The organism is Herpetosiphon sp. NSE202 (genome assembly GCF_042688385.1).
GTDB lineage: Bacteria > Chloroflexota > Chloroflexia > Chloroflexales > Herpetosiphonaceae > Herpetosiphon.
Map to the genome: position 1 here is coordinate 115,501 of NZ_JBHUPY010000010.1, position 21,574 is coordinate 137,074.

Here is a 21,574-nt window from a genome sequence, read left to right on the forward strand (position 1 = left end):
CTCAGAAATGCAAAGGAGCATGGCAATGACTGCTCAATTAACCGTTGGCGACACCATGAACGCAGCCGTAATCTCCTGTCGTACCGAAACCAGCCTGCGTGAAGCGATCACGCTGCTGCAAAGCAATCGCATTCAAGCCTTGGTTGTGGTTGATGGCCCAGGTTCTCTAGCGGGAGTCTTTTCGCAAACCGATGCGCTGGGCGCGTGGAGTCGCGGCCTCGATTATGAGCGCTCGATGGATAGCCCAGTTGGCGAGTTTATGACCCGCGATGTTATTACCTGTATGCCCCATGTTGATCTAAGTCGCGCCGCCAATCTGCTGACCAACAACCGAATTCATCGTTTGGTCGTGGTCGAGGAGCGCAACGATGGCCGAGTTTGGCCAATCGGCGTGCTTTCACAAACTGATATTGTGCGCAAATTGGGTCAAGAAGGGCAGTAACCAAAAGTCAGAAATCAAAAGTCAAAAGTCAGAACATTCGACGAGAGGTTTGTAGGAGAAATCAGAAACCACATTTTTAACCACGAAGAGCACGAAGGATCTCTAAGATTGATTACTTCGTGCTCTTCGTGAATTTGATTTCTATCTCTTTTTGATATTTCTAAATAACGCTTCAACAAGTTTTTTCTTTTCCGTAGCGTTTCTAATATCATATATCTTATCAACTGTAAATATTTTTTCTATTCGAGGGTAATCTTCTAATAATTTATTATCGCTAATAAAATTCTCTTGTAGTTTATCATTATTTCCCTTTCTTCCGTTATTATCATAATGTGGAATAAATACCGTCATCCCATCAAGCCACTCCTTTACAACTTCGTCTGGAATATACCCTTGTTGAAAATAAAATATCTCCTCATTACAAAGATCAATATACTTTTTATAGCCTCTAATTTTTGTTTTTCCTCAGAACTATCGATTAAATCAAGGATCTCTTGAAAACGTGTAGTACAGCTTGTGATGATCTCAAAGTTAAACTGTTTTTTGGATGTTTGATACTGGAAAATGGCATATAGGATACCAATAATTTGGACAAACCATACTCCAATTTCGATACAATCTTTAATTGACATAAAAATCCTTCAGTAAATGTATCTTTTGAGCAAATGATTCATCACCATAATCATCATACGATGGATGTGAGCCAAAACGGCCAGATTCGCGAAATTGCCAATAGTCGCGAGATCCATCTAGTTCACGCTGAGCACGATTATACTGAATTGTTTGTTCTTGCGCCTTGGTTGGAGCCATTGAACGCAAACTAGAATTGCGTTGTGCCTTGGGACGGTTAGAAGGTGGGGTAGTCGGTTTAGTAATAACTTTTTTTTGGTTTATTGTCATCAATTTTGATGGATTGCGTGCTTGAGTTGAGGCTGAATTTCCAATCGGATGTACCTTTCTCAAGTGCTTAGGTAGATTTTTATTTTTTACGTGCGCAGAACATTGAGGACATTTTGTGAGGAGATCTTTGTTGGTAGTGGATAAAGACATCAGCAACCTCCATATTGAGTACTATGGCTTTATTGTGGGATTTATAGATACAGAAATTGAATCTATGTTGCGATTAATCATAGCAATTCAATACAAGGAAATAAAGTAGCCTAAACGTCAGGATTCTTGGTTAGTACCGATCAAAACCATGTGCTATGATGCAAGGGCAATTGAATTTAGTGGATGGCAAGCCTATGAGTGCCGAATCAATTAGCCCAGTGACAATTGAGGAATATTTGGCTGGTGAGCGAACCAGCCCTGCCAAACATGAATTTCTGGATGGCCAGGTTTATGCCTTGGCTGGGGCAAGCCGCAACCATAACCTGATTGTGGCCAATCTGATTGCCGAATTACATAGCCAGTTGAAGCAGCGGTCTTGTACAGTCTTCCCCAGCGATCTCCGCATCAAAATTTCGGCTACAGGCTTGTATACCTACCCTGATGTATCGGTTGTGTGTGGCGAAACCTGGTTTGACGATAGCCATCAAGATACCTTGCTTAACCCCACGCTGCTTATTGAAGTGCTCTCGCCTTCGACTGAGCACTATGATCGAGGCCGAAAATTTCAGCATTATCGCCAAATTCCATCGTTACGCGAATATCTCTTGGTTGCGCAAGATCCCTATCATATTGAGCATTATAGTCGTCAGGCAGCTAATCAATGGCTTTTAAGCGAAATCAACGATCCGCAAGCGATGCTTGAGTTACGCTCAATTCAATGTATGCTTACAGTTCAAGAGGTTTATGCCAAAATTTAGAACATAGAACAAAGAGCATAGAACATAGGATTGGGGAGCAGGCTATAGGCTTTGGGCTAGCGGAACATGCTTCGTGTAATTCGTGCAATTCGTAGCGAAAAAGGCTCGCTTGTAACGCAGCGGCGCAGAGGAACGATGGCTATTGGCTATAGGCTTTAGGCTAGCAGGAATAAAATCCAAATAATCTGTGCCAATCTGTGGCTAAAAACTCAGCCTTTGCGCGCTTCGCGCGCTTCGCGGTTGCAACCTTCGTGTTCTTCGTAGATCAATTAATTCTTATCAATACCGCTGGCTGTTATTTTGATTTTTGCCTTCTGACTTTTGCTTTTATTTGCTACTTGACAAATAGCTCAACCTTGGATACACTACGCCCATCAATAAAAACTGATTTATCCGATAAAACAGTTTTTATTATGACGCAGTTCTGAAGCACTGGACATGCATCATTGGCAAAGCGTCAGCATTGATACGAGGGCGTAGCGGCAACTGCGCATCTCGGTGCTCCTCTCTCCCCTCTCCAGTTGGCACACCAGCCGCTCATGGCACAGAGCGGCTGGTTCTTCTTTTAGTGCTAAAATACAAAAGTGTGTTAAAAATCGGCTAAAACCCCTGTTCTCATAGACACGCTCTATGGATATAATAGATAGAATACATCGCAGCTAAAGTAATCACGGCGTACAATTATGGTTTAGAGACCGGCTTTGGTTGGTTGACGAACCATTGGGTTCGCAGTATCTTTAGAGGCTATAACCTGGCAAAGAAGCCAATTAAGGAGAATACGTTCATGGCAGTCGTAGATTATCAGACGGAGCAACAGCCCGCTGAAATCGCCCGTGAGGACGTGAATATTAACGACTTCGCGATTATTGTGGCTACTCCCAATGGTTCCGGGAGCCAAACCGCCAATAATACCATCCTCCGTGCTTGTTTCAACATGGGTATTCCGGTAACAGGCAAAAACCTGTTTCCATCAAACATCAAAGGGTTACCCACGTGGTATTCAATTCGCTTGAGCAAGGATGGCTATCAAGCTCGCCGTCACAAACGCGATGTTTTGGTGGCCATGAATCCAGCAAGCTTTGGCGATGACCTTCAATCGCTTGAGCCAGGTGGGATTTGTCTGTATCCTGATGATTCGCGCCAAGAGCTTTCGCGCAGCGACGTGACCTACTTCCCAATGCCAGTCAAGGAATTGGTGAAGAACTCAGGGGTCGATGCGAGCTTGCGCGATTATATTGCCAACATGGTCTATGTTGGGGTTTTAGCCCATTTACTTGGCATTGAAGTTGCCGAAATCGAAAGTGCTTTGAACAAGCACTTCAAGGGCAAGCAAAAAGCCATTGCCTCGAATATGAATGTGGTCAATGCGGCTGTGGCTTGGGCTGCTGCCAACATCACCACTCAATCACCATTCCGCGTTGAGCGCATGGATAAAACCAAGGGCATGATTATGCTCGATGGGAATGCAGCTGGCGCGCTTGGCTCGGTCTTCGGTGGCGTTTCATTCGTCGCTTGGTACCCAATTACGCCTTCAACCAGCTTGGTCGATGCCCTCAACGACTACTTGCCAGAACTGCGCATCAACAAAGAAACCAATAAGCCAACCTATGCAGTGGTGCAAGCAGAAGACGAATTGGCAGCAATCGGCATGATTATTGGTGCTGGTTGGGCTGGCGCACGCTCAATGACCGCAACCTCAGGCCCTGGGCTTTCGTTGATGGCTGAGTTTACCGGCTTGGCCTATTTTACTGAAGTTCCATGTGTGGTTTGGGATGTGATGCGCATGGGTCCAAGCACCGGGATGCCAACCCGCACCGGCCAAACCGACTTGATCTCAGCCTACTTCTTGAGCCACGGCGATACCCAACACGTTTGTTTGTTGCCTTCAAGCATCAAAGAATGCTTTGAGTTTGGCTGGCGCTCATTCGATTTGGCTGAACGCTTGCAAACGATTGTGTTTGTGCTCAGCGACCTCGACTTGGGCATGAACCAATGGATCTCTGAACCATTCGAATACCCAACCGAGCCAATGGATCGCGGCAAGGTGCTCGATGCCGATGCTTTGACCGCCGTCGGCGATTGGGGCCGCTATCGCGATGTTGATGGCGATGGCATTCCCTATCGCACGCTGCCTGGCACCAATCATCCTAAAGCAGCCTACTTTACTCGTGGTTCAGGCCACAACCAAGATGCCAAGTATACCGAACGCTCAGACGAGTGGGTCGCCAACTTGGATCGCTTGGCTCGTAAGTTTGAAACTGCGCGCACCATCGTGCCAACCCCAATCACCGTCAACGAAGAAAACGCCACGATTGGGATTCTCTCGTATGGCTCGAACGATCCTGCAATTATCGAAGCCTTGGATCGCTTGCGTGAAACCAACATCAACGCCGCCTACCAACGGGTGCGGGCATTGCCTTTCACCAAAGAAGTTGGCGAATTTGTGGCCAAGTATGAACGCATCTATGTAGTTGATAACAACTACAACGGTCAAATGGCACAATTGTTGCGGATGGAATACCCAGAATTAGCTGGCCGGATTATTGCTGTTGCAAGCTGCGATGGCTTGCCATTAACCGCCCGCTGGGTTACCGAATCAGTACAAAAAGGGGAAGCATAGGCCATGGCAACGACCAAAGCGACTCCCAAGCCAAAAATTAACCTGCTTGGGTTTGAACAAGGTGAATACAAAGGCGCACCTTCGACGCTGTGTCCAGGGTGTGGCCACGACTCAATCTCATCACGGATTGTGTCGGTCTGTTTCGAATTAGGTGTTCAGCCCTACCAAGTTGCTAAATTCAGCGGCATTGGCTGTTCATCGAAAACTCCGGCCTATTTCTTAGGTCGCTCACATGGTTTCAATAGCGTTCACGGACGCATGCCCTCAGTTGCAACTGGGGCAATCGTCACCAACCGCAATTTGGTTGGCTTGGCTGTGAGCGGCGACGGTGATACTGGCTCAATCGGGATGGGACAATTCAAGCATTTGGTGCGCCGTAACGTGCCAATGGTCTACATCGTCGAAAACAACGGCGTTTATGGCTTGACCAAGGGTCAGTTCTCAGCAACCGCCGATATCGGCCAAAAGCTGAAATATGCTGGCTTGAATGAACTGCCCCCAATTGATCTCTGTTCAGAAGCGATCATCGGTGGCGCAACCTTTGTTGCACGCTCGTTCGCTGGCGACCCACGCCAAGTTGAAGCCTTGCTCAAGGCTGCCTTGAGCCACCGTGGTTTGGCGATTCTCGACATCATCAGCCCATGTGTGACCTTCAACAACCACGAAGATTCAACCAAGAGCTATGCTTATGGCAAGGAACACGAAGAACGTCTGCACGACATGACCTTCATCCGCGCCCAAGAAGAAATCACGGTTGACTACGAAGAAGGCGAAGCAATTCCAGTCAAGATGCACGACGGCTCGACAATTGTGCTCAAAAAACTTGAGACCGATTACGACCCAACCAATCGGGTTGCTGCCTTGTCACGCTTGGATGCCGCTCGCGAAAACCAAGAGTTTATCACTGGCTTGATTTATGTGAAGCAAGACAACAATCGCACGATTCACGATTTGTTGCACATGGACGAACAGCCATTGAGCCACCTCTCAGCAGATCAACTCCGCCCAACCAAAGAAGCCCTCGATTCAGTCTTGGCTGACTTGTACTAATTTGGTTTTGGCCAACCACCCCAGTTCTGGCATTCGCTCAGGGCTGGGGTGGTCTTTTTTAAGGATGAAGGATGAATGCCAGAACATAGAGCAAAGAGCATAGAGCATAGGAATTTAACCACGAAGGTTATTTTAGCCACAGATTGTTTTGATAATGCTCCGATAGCCAAAACCCCATAGCCCATAGCCATTATTTCTCTGCGCCTCTGCGCTAAATACAAATCCTTTTTCTCCCCAAATAATATTCCCATAGCCATCGTTCCTCTGCGCCGCTGCGTTAAATACAGAGCATTTTTCGCCACCAATAATATTCCGCTAGCCAAAAGCCCATAGCCTCATTTTTGACTTTTGACTTTCATCCCTCATCCTTCATACTTCGCTTATGTTCTATGCTCTATGTTCTTTGCTCTATGTTCTGGTCTAGCCCATGCTATAGTTAAGCAGCCAACTGCTTCAGCAAATAAGCAGCCACTAGTAGATAGGAACGATGATGCCACGAATCCAAGCAATTGGGCTAGGCGTGCCACAATATTGCGTGCCCCAACGAGCCGTGCAAGATATGGTTGCCCAACGCTTTGCCGCAGCTTTTCCCGAAATTCAGCGCTACCTGACGATCTTTCGCCATGCCCAAATTGATACGCGCTACTTGGTACGCCCATTGGAATGGTGGCACGAACCACGCAGTTTTGCCGAATGCAACGCGGTGTTTATTGAAGCAGCGCTCGATTTGAGTTGCCAAGCAATCGAAACATGCTTACAACCGCTGGATCTTACGCCCAACGATATTGACCATATTGTGGTTGTCACGACCACTGGGCTAGCGGCTCCCAGCCTTGATGCCTTGCTGATGCAGCGGCTTGGCATGCCGCCCCAAACGCGTCGCACACCAATTTGGGGCTTGGGCTGCGCTGGTGGCTTGGGTGGCCTCAACACGGCCTTCGATTATTTGCGCGCCGAACCAACCCAACGCGTTTTGTTGCTCAATGTTGAATTTTGCTCGCTGACCTATCTCGCCGATGATTTCTCCAAACGCAATTTGATTGCAACTTCGCTGTTTGGCGATGGCGTAACGGCGGTATTATTAGAAGGCGATCAGGTAAAGCCACGCAATCAAGCCTTTGGCGAGATTGTCGCGACTCGCAGCCATCTCTACCCCGATAGCGCCGAAATTATGGGCTGGAATATCGTCAATTCGGGCTTTGAAGTTGTGTTTTCATCGCGGATTCCCTCAATTGTGCGCGAGCAGTTTCGGCCTTTGCTCGAACAGTTTCTGGCTCAACACGGCCTCAATCGAGCCGATCTTGGGCGCTATTTGCTGCATCCAGGCGGAGCCAAAGTTGTGCAAGCCTACCAAGAATCGTTGCAACTCAGCGATGCCGATTTGGCAGTTTCGCGTGATGTGTTGCGCACCTATGGCAATATGTCTTCAGCGACGATTTTCTTTGTGATGCAACAAGCTTTAGCCGCCAAACCGCTCGCAAAAGACGAATTTGGTTTGCTCGCGGTGTTTGGGCCAGGCTTTAGTGCCGAATTAGGGTTAATTCGCGGCGTGTAAAAAGGAGTGTCTATATGCCAACCAATCAAGCATACGAAACGGTGTTTCACGAGCTAGAGCAAACCGTCAATGCCTTGGAAGCAGGCGATTTGCCCTTGGAACAAGCTTTGAGCCATTACGAACGCGGCATGGCGCTCGCAGCCCAGTGCAATCAATTACTGCAAAATGCCGAGTTGCGCGTTCAACAAATTATCAACGGCCAGTTGGTTTCAGTCGAATAGTGGCGAGGGATGAGGGGCGAGTGGTCAGGGGTCAGGTTCTAAGCTGAAGTAGCTGTTTTGCCACAGATTTGGATGATTTTTCTTCAGTACCTAGAACCTGATCCCCGAACCCTGACCGTTATGATCTATGTTCTATGATCTATGTTCTATGTGTACTGGTACAATAGGTTGACCACCGCCTGATCCCCTCACCCCAACCCCTCTCCCGTGGCGCGGGCGAGGGTCTTTAACCTGTAGTTTTACCGCACGGCGTTGGTAAAAACGGCTGCTCCCCCTCGCCCGCGTTTTCGTGGGAGAGGGGGCTGGGGGGTGAGGGAACATGGTTGCTAACCCAATGAACTATTACATCTATGCTCTGTGTTCTTTATTCCAATTCTAAAGCTACGACGGTCGCGGTTTCGTTGGGCAATTTGGCTGAGGGCCAGTTCAAAAACAGGTCGTCAGCATAATCTTTGGCAATCCACGGCAGTTCAAGTTTTACTTCCGAATGATCGGCGAGCAAACGCGCCCGTTTAACGTTGCCATTCAGCCCGCGAAAGTTAATTGGGCCAATTCCACGCTCGTAAATGTGGGCATAGATGGTCGAGCCACGCTGGGTATAACGACCCCACTCTGGCTTCTCAAGCTGGCTGCGGCCACAGCCATAGATGCTTGCACTATGCTCAGCCATCCACGCCCCAACTTCGTGCAAAATCTGTTGGCAGGCTTGCGGAATGCGGCCTTTGGCATCTGGCCCGACATTCAGCAGCAGATTGCCATTTTTGCTCACACACTCGATAAGGCCATGCACAACCTGGCGCGCCGATTTGAAATCGCGGTCGCTGGCAGAGTAGCCCCAATGATGATTAAGCGTGATGCAGGCTTCCCATGGCACTGAGCGACCAAGCGCATCAACCAAACCAGCAGGCGGAATCAATTGCTCAGGGCAGGCAAAATCGCCAGCATAAATTTCGGGTGTTGACGTGCCAAAGCTCGCGTTGCCCTCGCCGCTAGCAGCCAAACGATTATCAATAATTAAATGTGGTTGAATTGCCCGCGCTTGATTGATTAGCTCGCTGGCCCGCCACGCCTCGCCACTTAGCTCGCCATACGAAAAATCAAACCACATAATATCGATTTTGCCGTAGTTAGTTAGCAATTCCTTGATTTGGCCATGCATATAATCCAGATAGCGCTGAAAATCCCTTGGCTGGTCGCGATAGGCCTCATTGCCCCGCATTGGGTGATACTCATCGTCAAAGGCCGGATAATCGGGGTGATGCCAATCGAGCAGCGAATAATACAAACCAACCTGCAAACCCTCGGCTCGAAAGGCCTCGACATACTCACGCACCAAATCGCGCTTGGCTGGCGTATTGGTCGATTTATAATCGGTCAATTGGCTATCGAAGAGGCAAAAGCCATCGTGATGCTTGGCAGTCAGCACGGCATAGCGCATGCCAGCAGCCTTGGCCAGTTTGGCCCATTCGCGCGGCTGATACTCGGTTGGGTTAAATTGCTCAAAATAGGGTTGATAATCTTCGTTGCTGATTTTCTCAAGGCTGCGCACCCACTCGCCTCGCGCAGGAATTGCATACAACCCCCAATGGATAAACATGCCAAAGCGCGCATCTAAAAACCATTCGGTGCGTTGATTGCGCGCCGTAATCAGCGGATGTTCATTGCTCATTAAACGTGTTTCCTTTGCTACTCACATTCGTGTGATAGCGTTATCATAGCTAATGTTGGGCTTTGGTTACAGCCGCAAACATGCAGAAATAGTTGATAAAGTCAGAAGTCAAAAGTCAGAAATCAAAAAATGAGGCTATAGGCTGTAGGCTATCGGGGAGCAGGAACAGAACCCTAAAAGTCAAAGTTCAAAAGGCAGAAAAGAACATAGAACATAAGGATAGAAGATGAGCTTTGAGCTAGCAGGAATAGAATCCAAATAATCTGTGGCAAAACAAAGGATGAGGGATGAATTATGAAGGATGAAAATCAGAAATCAAAAGTCAAAATGATCAGGCTATGGGCGTTCGGGCCATCATGGAATATTCTCACCATGTTCCGATAGCCAAAAGCCCATCCTTCGTGCCTCTTCGTGCTCTTCGTGGTTACACATAGCTTTGTAGATCACCCTAGACAAACATGATTTTTTCTTTTAGAATGCGAATGAACGTTCATTCGCATTTTCCTAGCTAGGAGTTTACGAGGGTATGAGCACAAAAGCCGAGGCACGGCAGCGCCAAATATTAGCAGCAGCAGCAATCTGTTTTGCTCGCAAGGGCTTTCACCAGACCACCATGGACGATATTTGTCGCGAAGTTCAGCTGAGTCCTGGCTCGGTCTATCGCTACTATCGCAGCAAAGAGGCGATTATCGCGGCCTTTGTTGAGGACGATAGCCGCGATTTAAGCGAACTCTTGCAGCACGTTAGCCAGCAGCCAGATGTTTGGCAAGGGCTTGATTGGCTGATCGACCAATTGTTAGCAGCGATTAGTTCGCCGTTATATGCAGAGCTTAGCGCCGAAATTGGCGCGGAAACCATGCATAATCCAACGATTGCAGCCTTGATGCGCCAAAGCGATCAAGCAAACCTGCAAGCACTCATTGAAGTTTTTCGCTTAGCCCAACAACGCGGCCAACTTAGCGCAACGCTTGATTTGGCAAATACAGCCAATTTAATCATTGCGCTGATCGATGGCCTAACTTGGCGCAAAGGGCTTTACCCTGATGATGATTTAAGCAGTTATGCCACGAGCATTAAATCCATGATTAAGCAGCTCCTGAGCGCTTAATTCGGGGAATTTGCATTGGCTGGAGAGGTACTATGGCAGTTACAACAACATATAAGACCACAAATGTGGTCAATCAAGCACAGCGAATTATTGGCTATGATGTTGCCCGCGCTTTGGCGATTTTGGGCATGGTGATTGTACACTTTAGCCTGACGTTGGTGGTAAGCGACCAGCAGAGCGGTTGGTTGGGCTTAATTGTGGAATTTTGCGAAGGGCGGGCAGCGGCCTTATTTGTGGTGTTAGCAGGCGTTGGCTTGAGCCTCATTGGCCGCAACAACCCAGACGCTGAGGCTGCGGCAATTCAAGCTAAACGCTGGACATTGACCAAACGGGGCTTATTTTTGTTGGTTTTGGGCTTGATCAATCTCACAATCTGGCCAGGCGATATTTTGCGGGTTTATGGCATTGCGTTTTTGCTGATTGCATGGCTATTTCAAGCCTCAAATCGCGTTTTGCTTGGCCTAGCACTTGGCTTTGTACTAGCCTTTGTAGGCTTGATTCTGCGGTTCGATTTTAACCAAAACTGGAACTGGGCTACGCTTGAATATCATAATTTATGGACGCTTGCAGGCTTGCTACGCAACCTGTTGTTTGATGGCTTTCGCAGCGTTTTTCCATGGGCGGGCTTGATTTTCTTTGGCATGTGGCTGGGGCGGCAAAACGTGCAGGCTGCCCACGTTCGGCGGCGCTTGTTTTGGCTTGGGATAGGTATGGCGCTTGCAGCCCAACTTGGATCAATTGGCTTAACCCATGTTTTCAGCCAAACATGGCCGATTTTGGGTAAGCCCGATGCAGCAATGTTGTTCAGCACCGCGTCAATTCCACCGATGCCGTTGTTTATGCTCTCGGCAGCTGGCCTGAGCTTAGCAATTATTATGGGCTGTATTCAACTGAGCCTTGGATTGAGCACCAGCCGCATCATCAATAGCTTAGCAGCAACCGGCCAATTGGCCTTGACCTGGTATATTGGGCATATTGTGCTTGGTTTGGGTGGCCTGACCAGCCTTGGCTTGTATCAAAATAGCAGTTTGGCAACGGCCCTGTGGTTGGCGCTTGGCTTTTTCGGCGTAGCGGTTGGCTGTTCGGTCTGGTGGAAAAAACATTTTAATCATGGCCCATTAGAAGCACTGCTGCGTTGGGCAACACGCTAAATCAACAAAGCCCCCAATCGCTTACACGATCAGGGGGCTTGAATTCAAACATTTTAGATTTGATTATCGGGCTTGATCACTGGTTTATTGGTCACTGGATTATCCAAGGGGGTATCGACCCCTTCGAGGCGTTTGGCACGGCGCAACGAAGCGATAACCGAAATAGCCAACACGCCGAGAATCACCGCCAACGAAATATAGGTTGGCATATGATAGCCCAAAGCAATAACCAACATCTTGGCACCAACGAAGGTCAAGATCACGGCCAAGCCAAACTTGAGATAGTAGAATTTATCGACAACCCCAGCCAAAACGAAGTAGAGCGAGCGCAAGCCAAGAATTGCAAACACATTCGAGGTATAGACCAAGAAGGTATCAGTCGTTACTGCGAAGATTGCAGGAATTGAGTCAACGGCAAAAATCAAGTCGCTAGCTTCGACCAAGACCAAGACCAAGAACAATGGCGTGGCCATCAATTTGCCAGCGTGGCGGGTAAAGAAGTGCTCGCCATCATACTGGGAAGAAACCGGCAAAACTTTGCGTACCAATTTGACCACTGGGTTATTATCGGGATCAAGGTGAGTTTCACCTTGGCGAAACATCCGAATCCCGGTATAAATTAAGAATGCGCCGAAGACATAGATGATCCATTCGAAGCGTTCAATCAAGGCTGCCCCGACGAAAATCAGGATGGCCCGCATGACCAATGCGCCGAACACACCCCAGAACAAAACGCGGTGTTGATATTTAGCTGGCACTTGGAAGTAGGAGAAGATCAGCACAAAGACGAAGATATTATCAACGCTGAGCGATTTCTCAATGATATAACCCGTTAGGAATTTGAGGGCAACATCGCCGCCCTGCCAGAAATACAACCCAACGTTAAAGGTAAGTGCCAGCGAAATCCAGACCACACTCCAGATTGCTGCTTCTTTGACTGAGACTTCGTGCGAATTGCGGTGGAACACGCCTAAGTCGAGTGCCAACATCGCGAATACAAAGACGGTAAATCCAACCCACGGCCAAATTCCAATGTCCATTCGTGTCCTCCGCTGCTTGCTTTAGCCTGTGGTGCGGGGCATAAAAAAACGCCGCGCAAGATCCACACGGCACGGTTAAAAAGAAACGTGTCGTAATGGTCTTGCCGACGTGAACATTGATTGCTCACGTGCAAATAGCCGGGAGCTGTTTGGCTCCGTACTGACGACTATTTGCCCCGAAAGGCGGGTGGCTACTCCCCATGCAGTTCGTTATTTAGCTACTCAACAACTCTACATTGAGTTTTGGTTGATGTCAAATTGGCTATGCAAGCGCTATGCCATCAAAAGAGCATAGAACAAAGAGCAAAGAACAGAGGATTGGGGATTGGTTGATGGGGGCTGGGGATTGGGAGTAACCGACGAGATTTTTTTAACCACGAAGAACACGAAGAGCGCAAAGTACTTATCTTCGTGTTCCTTCGTGCTCTTCGTGGTTAATATTTCAATTTATTCGAGGTAATCGCGCAGTTTTTTGCCAAAGCGAGGGTGGCGCAGCTTGCGCAGAGCCTTGACCTCGATCTGGCGAATCCGTTCGCGGGTTACCCCAAACTCTTTGCCAACTTCTTCGAGCGTGCGTTGCGTGCCGTCTTCTAGGCCAAAGCGCAGTTTCAGCACCCGCTTTTCGCGTTCGGTCAACTGATCGAGCACTTGGGCCACTTGTTCGCGCAACATCTGGTGCGAGGCCGCATCGGAAGGCGCTTCAAGTTTCTCGTCGGGCAAGAAGTCGCCAAGCTGGCTATCTTCCTCTTGACCTACAGGCGTTTCCAAAGAAACTGGCTCCATCGAGGTTTTGCGAATTGCCCGCACCTTCTCGACGGTCAGGTCGAGTGCTTGTGCCAGTTCTTCATCGCTTGGCTCGCGGCCATTCTCTTGGGTCAAACGGCGGGCAGTACGCATCATGCGGTTGATCGTCTCGACCATGTGGACGGGAATCCGAATTGTGCGTGCTTGGTCGGCGATGGCCCGCGTAATTGCTTGGCGAATCCACCATGTCGCGTAGGTTGAGAACTTAAAGCCCTTCAAGTAGTTAAACTTCTCGACCGCACGAATCAAACCAACATTGCCTTCTTGTATCAAGTCGAGCAATGAAAGCCCGCGACCGATATATTTTTTGGCGACGCTGACCACCAAACGCAAATTGGCAGTGGTCAGATGTTCGCGCGATTGATGGCCGCGATCAATGCGGCGGCGCAAGGCAAGGCGTTCAGCATCGGAAAGCATATGATCATGTTCGATCAATTCCTGTTGCGCTTTATCGCCATCTTCCATGGCCTTCGCCAACTCGACCTCTTGCTCGCCCTTGAGCAAAGGCACTAAGCCAATTTCGCGTAAATACAAGCGCACCGTGTCGTTGACACTAATGCCCTCGTTGGAAAAATCGGCTTCGGGGTTTTCGCTGACAGTGATTTCATCATCGTCATCGCCGGTTTCCTCGACCCGAATATTGGCTTTTTGCAGGCTATCGCGAATTTCTTCGAGTTGTTTATCTTCATCACGTTGTGAATCGATAATTTGTTGAATTTCGCCCGGCGTAACATAACCGCGTTTTTTACCGGTGGCTAAAAGATCGCTGAGTGTGCGTAAAGCGGGAAAATCGTCCGTTTCATCGCCCGCAAGCTCAGAGTCGAGGACTTCATCGTCAAGAGCCATCTGTTCCTCCTCTAATTATTTGAGCGAATCACGGGTATCAAGAAAATAGCTGCTACGGCGTGGTTCTGATGTTGCACGCAAATAATGTTGTAAAGCCATGGCTTGCTCCAGCAATCGTTCCTGTTCACCAGGTTCGGCGGCGGCAATCATCTGTCCAAGGCGTTCGCTCCAGCGCTTACCCAACCGGTAGCGCAATGGGCGCAAACATTCCTCGGCCTCACGAGTCACACGGAAACTACGGGTTGGTGGAGCATGATCCCAATTAAGTAGGCGTTCGCCATGGGCTTGCAGTTCGGGTGGTACCGTTTCAAGCCATTCAATAGGATTGGGAGTAGCCATCGCCTGGGCTGAGCGCCACAGATCCCATAATACACGATTTTCGACTCGTTCAAATAGTTCGCTCACATCGCCATTCCACAACTCACGCAGGGTTGGCGCTGCGGCTAAATCATCACGTAACTGTTCGCTCACCACCGCATGCACCTGCGGAAAGCGAATTAATAACGATAAGAGAAAATCTTCGCGCCGTGCCTCCTGCTCGAGAATTGAAAATACTGGCGGTGGCGCTGCGGGGCGGCTTTGGCGTTGATTAGGCTTGCGCTGACGCTCTGGTTGTTCACCGCTAATCGTGCCTTCAATTAGCCGCTGATCAACCTTGATTTGGTTGGCGAGCCGCTGAATATAGTGGGCGCGCTCAACTGGGTCGGCAATTTGATTGAGCAATGGCGTAAGCCGCTCGACTGCTGCCGATTTGCCCTTGGCACTTCCCAAATCTAAGCCCCTGGTTAAGGTTGCAAGATAAAAATCCATCAACGGCTGGGCATTGGCAATCAGCGCCCGCCAATCATCAGGATTGTTGCGCACAATATCGTCGGGGTCGCGGCCATCGGGCAGCAGGGCAATCGCGATTGTTGCATCAAGCTCACGCTCCCAACGTAGCAAACCAGAAGCAGTTGGCACAGGCCGCACATGGGTATCGAGGGTTTCGCGCAAGGTTTCAAGGCCACGCAAAGCCGCCGATTGACCAGCAGCATCGCCATCCATCGCCAAGGTAATGCGCTTGGTCATTTTATTTAACTGACTGGCGTGAATATCGGTTAACGCAGTGCCCATTGGGGCAATCACATTGCGAAAGCCAGCCTGATGAGCCATAATCACGTCCATATAGCCTTCGACCACAACCACGCTATCGCTGCTGCGAATAGTTTCGCGGGCTTGATACAAGCCATACAACAGGCTACTTTTATCAAAGAGCAAGGTTTGGGGCGAATTGATATATTTGGGGTGGCCATCGCCCAAAATCCGCCCGCCAAAGCCCACAACCTCGCCCTTGGGATTATGAATTGGGAACATCAAGCGCCCGCGAAAACGATCGTAATAGCCACCATTCTCACGCTCCAAGGCCAAGCCAGCCTCGGCAACTTCGCTTGGCTTTGCACCATGGCGATCGTGCAAATAGCCCAACAAGCTCGACCAATCGTCGCTGGTATAGCCCAACTGAAATTGCTCGACGGTTTGCGGCAGTAGCCCACGTTGCTCAATATAGCTGCGAACATGGGCGGCCTTGGGCGATTGTAAGAGCTGATGGCTCCAAAACTTGGCAGCGGCAGCATTCAACTCGAACATTCGCGAGCGCAGCACATCTTCCTGTTCGTCTTGGACGGTGCGTTGGCGCAATTGTACGCCAGCCCGCGCCGCCAGTTGGTTCAGCGCCTCAGGAAAATCGATGCCCTCGCGTTGCATCAAAAAATCAAAAATTGTGCCGCTGGCTTTGCAGCCAAAACAGTGATAGCTGTTGCTTTCGGCAAACACCGTAAACGCTGGCGTGCGGGTATTCGAATGGAATGGGCAAAAGCCCACCCAATTGCGCCCCGCCTTGCGCAACGGCACATAATCGCTGATGAACGACACAATATCGATGCGTTCTTTGATGTCTTCAATTACTGAGTTCATAAGTATTTAGAGCATAGAACATAGAGCATAGAACATAGCCAAGCCACTCTCAATCTCTGCGTTAAAACCCAGCCCCTGACCCCAATCAAATATCCCGCGCCATCAAATCGGCGTAGGTTTCGCGGCGTTGCAGCAGCGTTGCTTGGCCTTGATCGAGCAGCAACAACGCTGGGCGTGGCACTCCATTATACGCGCTTGCCATACTTAGGGTATACGCGCCAGCGACAGGCACTGCCACAAGCTCACCAACCTCGGCGGCAGGCAAGGCAACCTCGCGAATTAAGACATCGCCAGACTCACAAAACCTTCCGGCCAATTGCACAGGCGCAATCGGCGGAGCAAGCGGACGGGCAACCAACGCAGCGGTATACTGAGCATTGTACAACGAAGGCCGCAAATTATCGCCCATTCCGCCATCAATATGCAAATAATTGCTGCCGCCAGTCACCGTTTTGTGGCCAGTAACACTATAAATTGCTACGCCAGCCCGAGCCACCAACGATCGGCCTGGCTCGATAATTAGTTTTGGCAGGGGAATCTGATAGCGCTCACAGCCAGTTCGCACTGCATTGGCAATCGTATTGGCGTAGGTTTCAATATCGCCAGCCTGCTCGTTGGGCATGTAGGCCACCGCCAAACCGCCACCTGGGCTTAATTCAGTTAATAGCCAACCGCGCTCGCGGCGTTGCTGATCAGCAAATATCAACAAGCGACTGATCATCTCGCGCAAGGCTGCCCAATCGCGCATTTGCGAACCAATATGGGCATGCAAGCCAACCAAATTCAAGCCAGGCGCTTGCAAGGCGAGGCGCACAGCTTCGGCGGCGCTTCCATCATCAAGCGGCAAGCCAAATTTAGCGCTGGCTGCACCGGTGCGAATATGGGCATGCGCGCCAGCAGCCACATCGGGCGCAATCCGCAATAAGATTGTTTGCGGCGTAGCGCGGTTGGCGCAAAACTCGGCCAAAAAATGCAGCTGATCAAGATTATCGACCACAATTCGGCCAATGCCTGCCTCAACCGCTTGAGCTAATTCGGCTGGTGGTGTACCATTGCCGTGCAAATGAATATGATCAAGCGGCATTCCGGCTCGTTGCGCAATCGCCAACTCACCACCAGACACCACATCCAACCCCAAGCCCAAGGAATGCACCAAGCGGGCGACCCCGACATTTAGTAAAGCTTTGCTGGCATAGTGAATGCTGACAGGGCCACCATAGGTATGGCGCAAGGCGGCACTATAGCGCATTGCAATCGTGCGAATCGTCTCAGCATCCAAGACATAGAGCGGGGTTCCATATTCAGCAGCAAGCGCCGATAGATCGCAACCAGCAATCTGCAAGCGATCGTGAATAACGCTGGCACTCATTGGCCAAATATGGGCATTGGGCATGCGGCGAACTTCGGCGTGTTCCATTGGCTAATCCTCGTGGCATGGTTAGATGAATTTTAGGCGGTTAAACTTTATCAGGTTTAACAAGCATTTATGACATATATCTCAGATCTGTACAATTTGGTTCACACGATGACCATTGTATAGTAGAGCCAGATACCGCAGATGACGGATCGAGAAACTGGTTCTTTTGCTTAGGAGGAAGTCGCAATGTCTCGATTGAAGGTTCGCCTTACTGGTTTGCTTAGTGCTTACGTGATGGTCAGCACATTATTCCAAGGAACGGCTAGTGCTGCTCCTTGGGCCAATCGTTCGGCCTTCGTCTCACCCAAATTCGAAGAAGTGTGGCGACGTTCGGATGATCCACGGGTTCGTGATGGACGCTCATTGTATTGGGGTTTCGGGCCATGGTTTGATTATAACGAATATTACCGTGAATCGCCAAATGGCCTGCGCCGCGTGCAATACTTCGATAAAGCCCGCATGGAAATCAACGGCATCAACGGCAATACCGACGTAACCAACGGCTTGTTGGTGGTCGAATTGGTTTCTGGTCAATTGAAAACTGGCGATAACGCCTATGACAACGCTTTTCGCAACGCCGCCGACCGCGTGCCAGTTGCCGGCGATGGCTATCAAACCAATAGCAATTCGCCAACCTATGCATCGTTCGCAGCAGTTTCGACCTTCAACAATAACGGCTACCGCGATGCAGACCGCCGCGATCAATCGGTTGCCGATGCAATCGACAAATCGGGCAACAAATCAACCCGCAACGATTTACGCGATGCCTACAAAGATCAAACCAAACTTGTGGTCTACAACGCCACAACTGGCCATAACATTCCCCAAGTCTTTTGGGATTTCTTGAACCGCACCGGCCCGATTGTGGTCAACGGTCAACGCACAACTGGCTCAATCGTCGATTGGACGAGCGCAATGGGCTTGCCAATCAGCGACCCATACTGGGTCAAAGCAACGGTTGGCGGGGTTCAAAAAGATATTTTGGTGCAATTGTTCGAGCGCCGAATCTTGACCTACACCCCAACCAACGATGCAGCCTATCAAGTTGAAATGGGCAACGTCGGCCAACACTACTTCCAATGGCGCTATACCCACCTTGGCACGCCATGGAATAGCTCAGAGCCAAGCTTACCAATTGCCTTTGGTTCAAAACGTGATGGTGGCGCAGAATGGGATACCTACACCATGAACGGCGACGGCACCAGCCAATTGTTGTATGGGAGCAACGATAGCAAAGAAACCGTGCCATACTCGTGGGTACGCTCGTGGGACCCAAGCAAAGTCAAATTGTTCGTCGATTCACGCCGTGGCAATGGCGCAAATCGCCAAATCTGGACGGTCGGTGCTGATGGCGCAATGACCCGCGTGACCTACACCGACGGTACGCCCACCCCTCCAGGTGTGCCATACCAAGGCTATGTTGGTACTCCATCGAACGATTACAATGCTTCGGTTTCGCCCGATGGCAGCAAATTGGCCTTTGTTTCAGACCGTTCAGGCAAGCCCCAAATTTTTGTGAGCTATACCAACGGAGCCAGCCAAACCCAAGTGACGCTTGATGATTGTGTTAATGAAACGCCAAGCTGGAGTGCTGATGGCCGCTATCTCTACTGGGCAGCAAACTGTGGCACCAGCGCCAAGTACAACGTCTATCGCGCCGAATTGAACTGGCTGGCCGACCAACCAACCAACGATTATCCATACCTTTCGTTGGAATTGCGCAACAAGGTCAATTTGACCAACAGCACGACCAGCGATAACGGTTTCCCACGGGTCTCACCCGATGGCAGCAAGATTGTCTTCACCTCAAACCGTGATGGCAACAGCGAAATCTATGTGATGAATGCTGATGGCAGCAACCAAACTCGTTTGACCAACAGCAGTGCCGAAGATGGCGCTCCATCGTGGAAGCTCGACGGCACTAAAATCGCCTTCGATAGCAACCGCGACGGCAACTGGAACATCTATGTGATGAACACCGACGGCACTGGCCAATCGCAATTGACCAACAACAGCGCCGACGACCGCTGGAATGTTTGGGGCCAATAAGCTTGAATCGTTTCTAACCCGAACCTCTCTCCTGTAACGGGAGAGAGGTTTTTTTGTGCGGATTAGGTGAGTGATTCCCTCACCCCCCAGCCCCCGACTTACGGGGGTAGGTTTTGAGCGATTGGTCGGCGGTGGAGCGTTCCCTCACCCCCCAGCCCCCTCTCCCACGAAAACGCGGGCGAGGGGGAGCCGACCAGTGTTTCCCAAGAACTGCGTCAGAACCACCCGTTTAAAGCCCCTCACCCACGCCACGGGAGAGGGGTTGGGGTGAGGGGATGTTTCACCACTTACCCGTATAAGCCCACTGAACGCGGGCGAGGGGGAGCACCTGTTTTTAGCAACGCATTGCGCAAGAACCATGCTATTAAAGCCCCTCGCCCACCGAGTGGGAAAGGGGTTGGGGTGAGGGGCCATGAGCACGTAGGCTTTGGCGGAATGGCACTTGCTATAGCTATTGCAGGTTGAATTATTGGCATTGAGGGTCAATTGGGTTGCCATGATAGGCAAAAATAGGCTACTATACCCAATGCAATACACGTTTGCACCCTCTGGCCAATCCTCAACCCTATGCATAAGGAGCAACCAATGATGCAAGAATATGATTTAAGCTATCAACGCCAGCACGATCTGCTCGATCATTTGGCGGAGCTAGCAACTTGGTGGCGCGCTGCAAATATCGCCCGTCGCCCAATGTTGGTTGAGGCTTATCATGAAACCCTCGATGAATTGTATGGCGCTGGCTGGAACGCCGAATTAGCGCCACAGCAATTGTTGCCACCGTGGCTCATGCCCGATTGTTATCTGGCCAAATATCCTCACCCATGTGCCACCGATGCCCAATCTCTCCACGATTTGTTTGGCGAGCGCGATTGCGCTGCCTAACACGGCTTTGGTAGGACGTTAATCTTCTGCACCGCTGCAACTCCACGCTTCATCAGTAGCATGGCAAGGTTTAGCCAAACCAATGCCAATTCTTAACATGCCATTTACACAAGCCTCTTGATCTGCGTGCTAGACTATTAAAACCCTCTGAGCGAGGGTAGTAGATGATCGCTTATCGTTGAGGTATTGAAACCAGCACTGATGTTGTCGAAGGAGGCTCCAATGACGCTTCGTTTTGCTTTGTACGATTTAGATAACACCCTTTACGCTGACTCATCGGGGCTGATGGAACAGATTAATGATCGGATTGGGTTGTTTTTTCAGGAACATTTGCAGTTAGATGCCGCCGAAGCCCATCGCTTGCGCCAAAGCTATTATGAGCAATATGGCACAACCTTGGCGGGCTTGCAAAAACACCACGGCGTGGTCGAAACCGAAGATTATTTGACGTTTATTCATCAATTGACGCTTGATGTGTTGTTGCCTGATGATGGCACGTTGCACGTCGCGTTGCAAGCTTTGCCACTGCAAAAAATCATCTTCACCAACTCGCCACGCGAACATGCGGTACGCGTGCTCAATCAATTGGGCTTGCACGACCATTTTGAGCAAATTTTTGATATTCGGGCCTTTGAATTTTTGGCCAAGCCCGATCTCAATGCCTATCATACGGTGTTGCACGCGCTCAATGCCCAAGGCCACGAATGTGTGCTGTTTGAAGATACCATGGCCAACCTTGCTCCGGCCAAAAGTTTGGGCATGACCACGGTGCTGATTGCGCCCGAAGGTACGCAGCATCCATTTGCCGATATTATTGTGCCAAACGTCCTCGCAGGCACGTTAGCCATCCACGAACGTTGTGGCGTGCCACTCAATCTTGCGGCCTAGCTCACGCATTCTGTGCTACATTAATCAGCAAATCTTGGAATATTTCAAGCCTATGGGAGTGCCATAGGCTT

At 49.9% G+C, this 21,574-nt stretch carries 19 protein-coding genes; 11 read left to right on the top strand and 8 right to left on the bottom strand.

The features are described 5' to 3' along the window. Positions 1-25 precede the first annotated feature (25 nt). On the top strand, positions 26-442 hold the full coding sequence (locus ACFMKP_RS12670) for a cyclic nucleotide-binding/CBS domain-containing protein (protein WP_110514802.1): 417 nt from the start codon (positions 26-28) through the stop codon (positions 440-442). A gap of 141 nt (positions 443-583) precedes the next feature. On the opposite strand, the gene ACFMKP_RS12675 is transcribed toward ACFMKP_RS12670, so the two are convergent. Together ACFMKP_RS12675 and ACFMKP_RS12680 are read right to left on the bottom strand one after the other, a co-directional pair. Continuing rightward, positions 584-793: a hypothetical protein gene (locus tag ACFMKP_RS12675; protein WP_382292345.1), complete on the bottom strand. Its 210-nt coding sequence runs from the start codon at positions 791-793 to the stop codon at positions 584-586. 270 nt (positions 794-1,063) lie between these two features. After that, positions 1,064-1,492 (bottom strand): hypothetical protein, encoded by a 429-nt coding sequence (locus ACFMKP_RS12680; protein ID WP_382292347.1) that lies wholly within the window; start codon positions 1,490-1,492, stop codon positions 1,064-1,066. A gap of 194 nt (positions 1,493-1,686) precedes the next feature. Between ACFMKP_RS12680 and ACFMKP_RS12685 the strand changes: the two genes are divergently transcribed. From ACFMKP_RS12685 to ACFMKP_RS12695, 3 genes are all read left to right on the top strand, one after another. Beyond that, positions 1,687-2,250, top strand: coding sequence for a Uma2 family endonuclease (locus ACFMKP_RS12685; RefSeq protein ID WP_382292348.1), 564 nt, complete (start codon positions 1,687-1,689; stop codon positions 2,248-2,250). Positions 2,251-3,034: 784 nt separating this feature from the next. Continuing rightward, the gene (locus ACFMKP_RS12690) at positions 3,035-4,870 is read left to right on the top strand and encodes a 2-oxoacid:acceptor oxidoreductase subunit alpha (protein ID WP_382292350.1); all 1,836 of its coding nucleotides are present in this window, start codon (positions 3,035-3,037) and stop codon (positions 4,868-4,870) included. 3 nt (positions 4,871-4,873) lie between these two features. Beyond that, entirely contained in the window at positions 4,874-5,920 is a 1,047-nt protein-coding gene (locus tag ACFMKP_RS12695) for a 2-oxoacid:ferredoxin oxidoreductase subunit beta (protein ID WP_382292352.1), read from the top strand. On the opposite strand, the gene ACFMKP_RS12700 is transcribed toward ACFMKP_RS12695, so the two are convergent. After that, positions 5,917-6,171, bottom strand: a complete 255-nt coding sequence (locus ACFMKP_RS12700; RefSeq protein WP_382292354.1) for a hypothetical protein — start codon at positions 6,169-6,171, stop codon at positions 5,917-5,919. The two genes, ACFMKP_RS12695 and ACFMKP_RS12700, sit on opposite strands and share 4 nt — an antisense overlap. 236 nt (positions 6,172-6,407) lie before the next feature. On the opposite strand from ACFMKP_RS12700, the gene ACFMKP_RS12705 reads away from it, so the two are divergent. Both ACFMKP_RS12705 and xseB read left to right on the top strand, forming a co-directional pair. Further along, positions 6,408-7,475 (top strand): type III polyketide synthase, encoded by a 1,068-nt coding sequence (locus ACFMKP_RS12705; RefSeq protein ID WP_382292356.1) that lies wholly within the window; start codon positions 6,408-6,410, stop codon positions 7,473-7,475. A gap of 14 nt (positions 7,476-7,489) precedes the next feature. Next, the gene (gene xseB, locus ACFMKP_RS12710; protein ID WP_382292357.1) at positions 7,490-7,696 is read left to right on the top strand and encodes an exodeoxyribonuclease VII small subunit; all 207 of its coding nucleotides are present in this window, start codon (positions 7,490-7,492) and stop codon (positions 7,694-7,696) included. Between the two features lie 364 nt (positions 7,697-8,060). On the opposite strand, the gene ACFMKP_RS12715 is transcribed toward xseB, so the two are convergent. Beyond that, complete coding sequence (locus ACFMKP_RS12715) at positions 8,061-9,365, bottom strand: alpha-L-fucosidase (RefSeq protein ID WP_382292359.1); 1,305 nt, start codon at positions 9,363-9,365, stop codon at positions 8,061-8,063. A 526-nt stretch (positions 9,366-9,891) separates the two neighbouring features. Here ACFMKP_RS12715 and ACFMKP_RS12720 point away from each other — a divergent pair. Both ACFMKP_RS12720 and ACFMKP_RS12725 read left to right on the top strand, forming a co-directional pair. After that, positions 9,892-10,473: a TetR/AcrR family transcriptional regulator gene (locus tag ACFMKP_RS12720; RefSeq protein ID WP_382292361.1), complete on the top strand. Its 582-nt coding sequence runs from the start codon at positions 9,892-9,894 to the stop codon at positions 10,471-10,473. A 32-nt stretch (positions 10,474-10,505) separates the two neighbouring features. After that, positions 10,506-11,624 (top strand): DUF418 domain-containing protein, encoded by a 1,119-nt coding sequence (locus tag ACFMKP_RS12725; RefSeq protein WP_382292363.1) that lies wholly within the window; start codon positions 10,506-10,508, stop codon positions 11,622-11,624. A 53-nt stretch (positions 11,625-11,677) separates the two neighbouring features. Here the strand turns inward: ACFMKP_RS12725 and ACFMKP_RS12730 are convergent, their stop codons facing one another. From ACFMKP_RS12730 to lysA, 4 genes are all read right to left on the bottom strand, one after another. Next, the gene (locus tag ACFMKP_RS12730; RefSeq protein WP_382292365.1) at positions 11,678-12,664 is read right to left on the bottom strand and encodes a TerC family protein; all 987 of its coding nucleotides are present in this window, start codon (positions 12,662-12,664) and stop codon (positions 11,678-11,680) included. Positions 12,665-13,111: 447 nt separating this feature from the next. After that, positions 13,112-14,314 carry an RNA polymerase sigma factor RpoD gene (rpoD, locus tag ACFMKP_RS12735; protein WP_382292367.1) on the bottom strand — a complete coding sequence of 401 codons (1,203 nt, stop codon included), beginning with the start codon at positions 14,312-14,314 and terminating at the stop codon, positions 13,112-13,114. A gap of 15 nt (positions 14,315-14,329) precedes the next feature. Then, complete coding sequence (dnaG, locus tag ACFMKP_RS12740; protein WP_382292369.1) at positions 14,330-16,267, bottom strand: DNA primase; 1,938 nt, start codon at positions 16,265-16,267, stop codon at positions 14,330-14,332. A gap of 85 nt (positions 16,268-16,352) precedes the next feature. After that, positions 16,353-17,684: a diaminopimelate decarboxylase gene (gene lysA / locus ACFMKP_RS12745; RefSeq protein ID WP_382292371.1), complete on the bottom strand. Its 1,332-nt coding sequence runs from the start codon at positions 17,682-17,684 to the stop codon at positions 16,353-16,355. A gap of 186 nt (positions 17,685-17,870) precedes the next feature. Between lysA and ACFMKP_RS12750 the strand changes: the two genes are divergently transcribed. The 3 genes from ACFMKP_RS12750 (at position 17,871) to ACFMKP_RS12760 (ending at position 21,503) form a co-directional block, all read left to right on the top strand. Beyond that, positions 17,871-19,733, top strand: coding sequence for a hypothetical protein (locus ACFMKP_RS12750; RefSeq protein ID WP_382292373.1), 1,863 nt, complete (start codon positions 17,871-17,873; stop codon positions 19,731-19,733). Between the two features lie 585 nt (positions 19,734-20,318). Next, positions 20,319-20,615: a hypothetical protein gene (locus ACFMKP_RS12755; protein WP_382292375.1), complete on the top strand. Its 297-nt coding sequence runs from the start codon at positions 20,319-20,321 to the stop codon at positions 20,613-20,615. 222 nt (positions 20,616-20,837) lie between these two features. Continuing rightward, the gene (locus tag ACFMKP_RS12760) at positions 20,838-21,503 is read left to right on the top strand and encodes a pyrimidine 5'-nucleotidase (protein WP_382292376.1); all 666 of its coding nucleotides are present in this window, start codon (positions 20,838-20,840) and stop codon (positions 21,501-21,503) included. Positions 21,504-21,574: the final 71 nt, after the last annotated feature.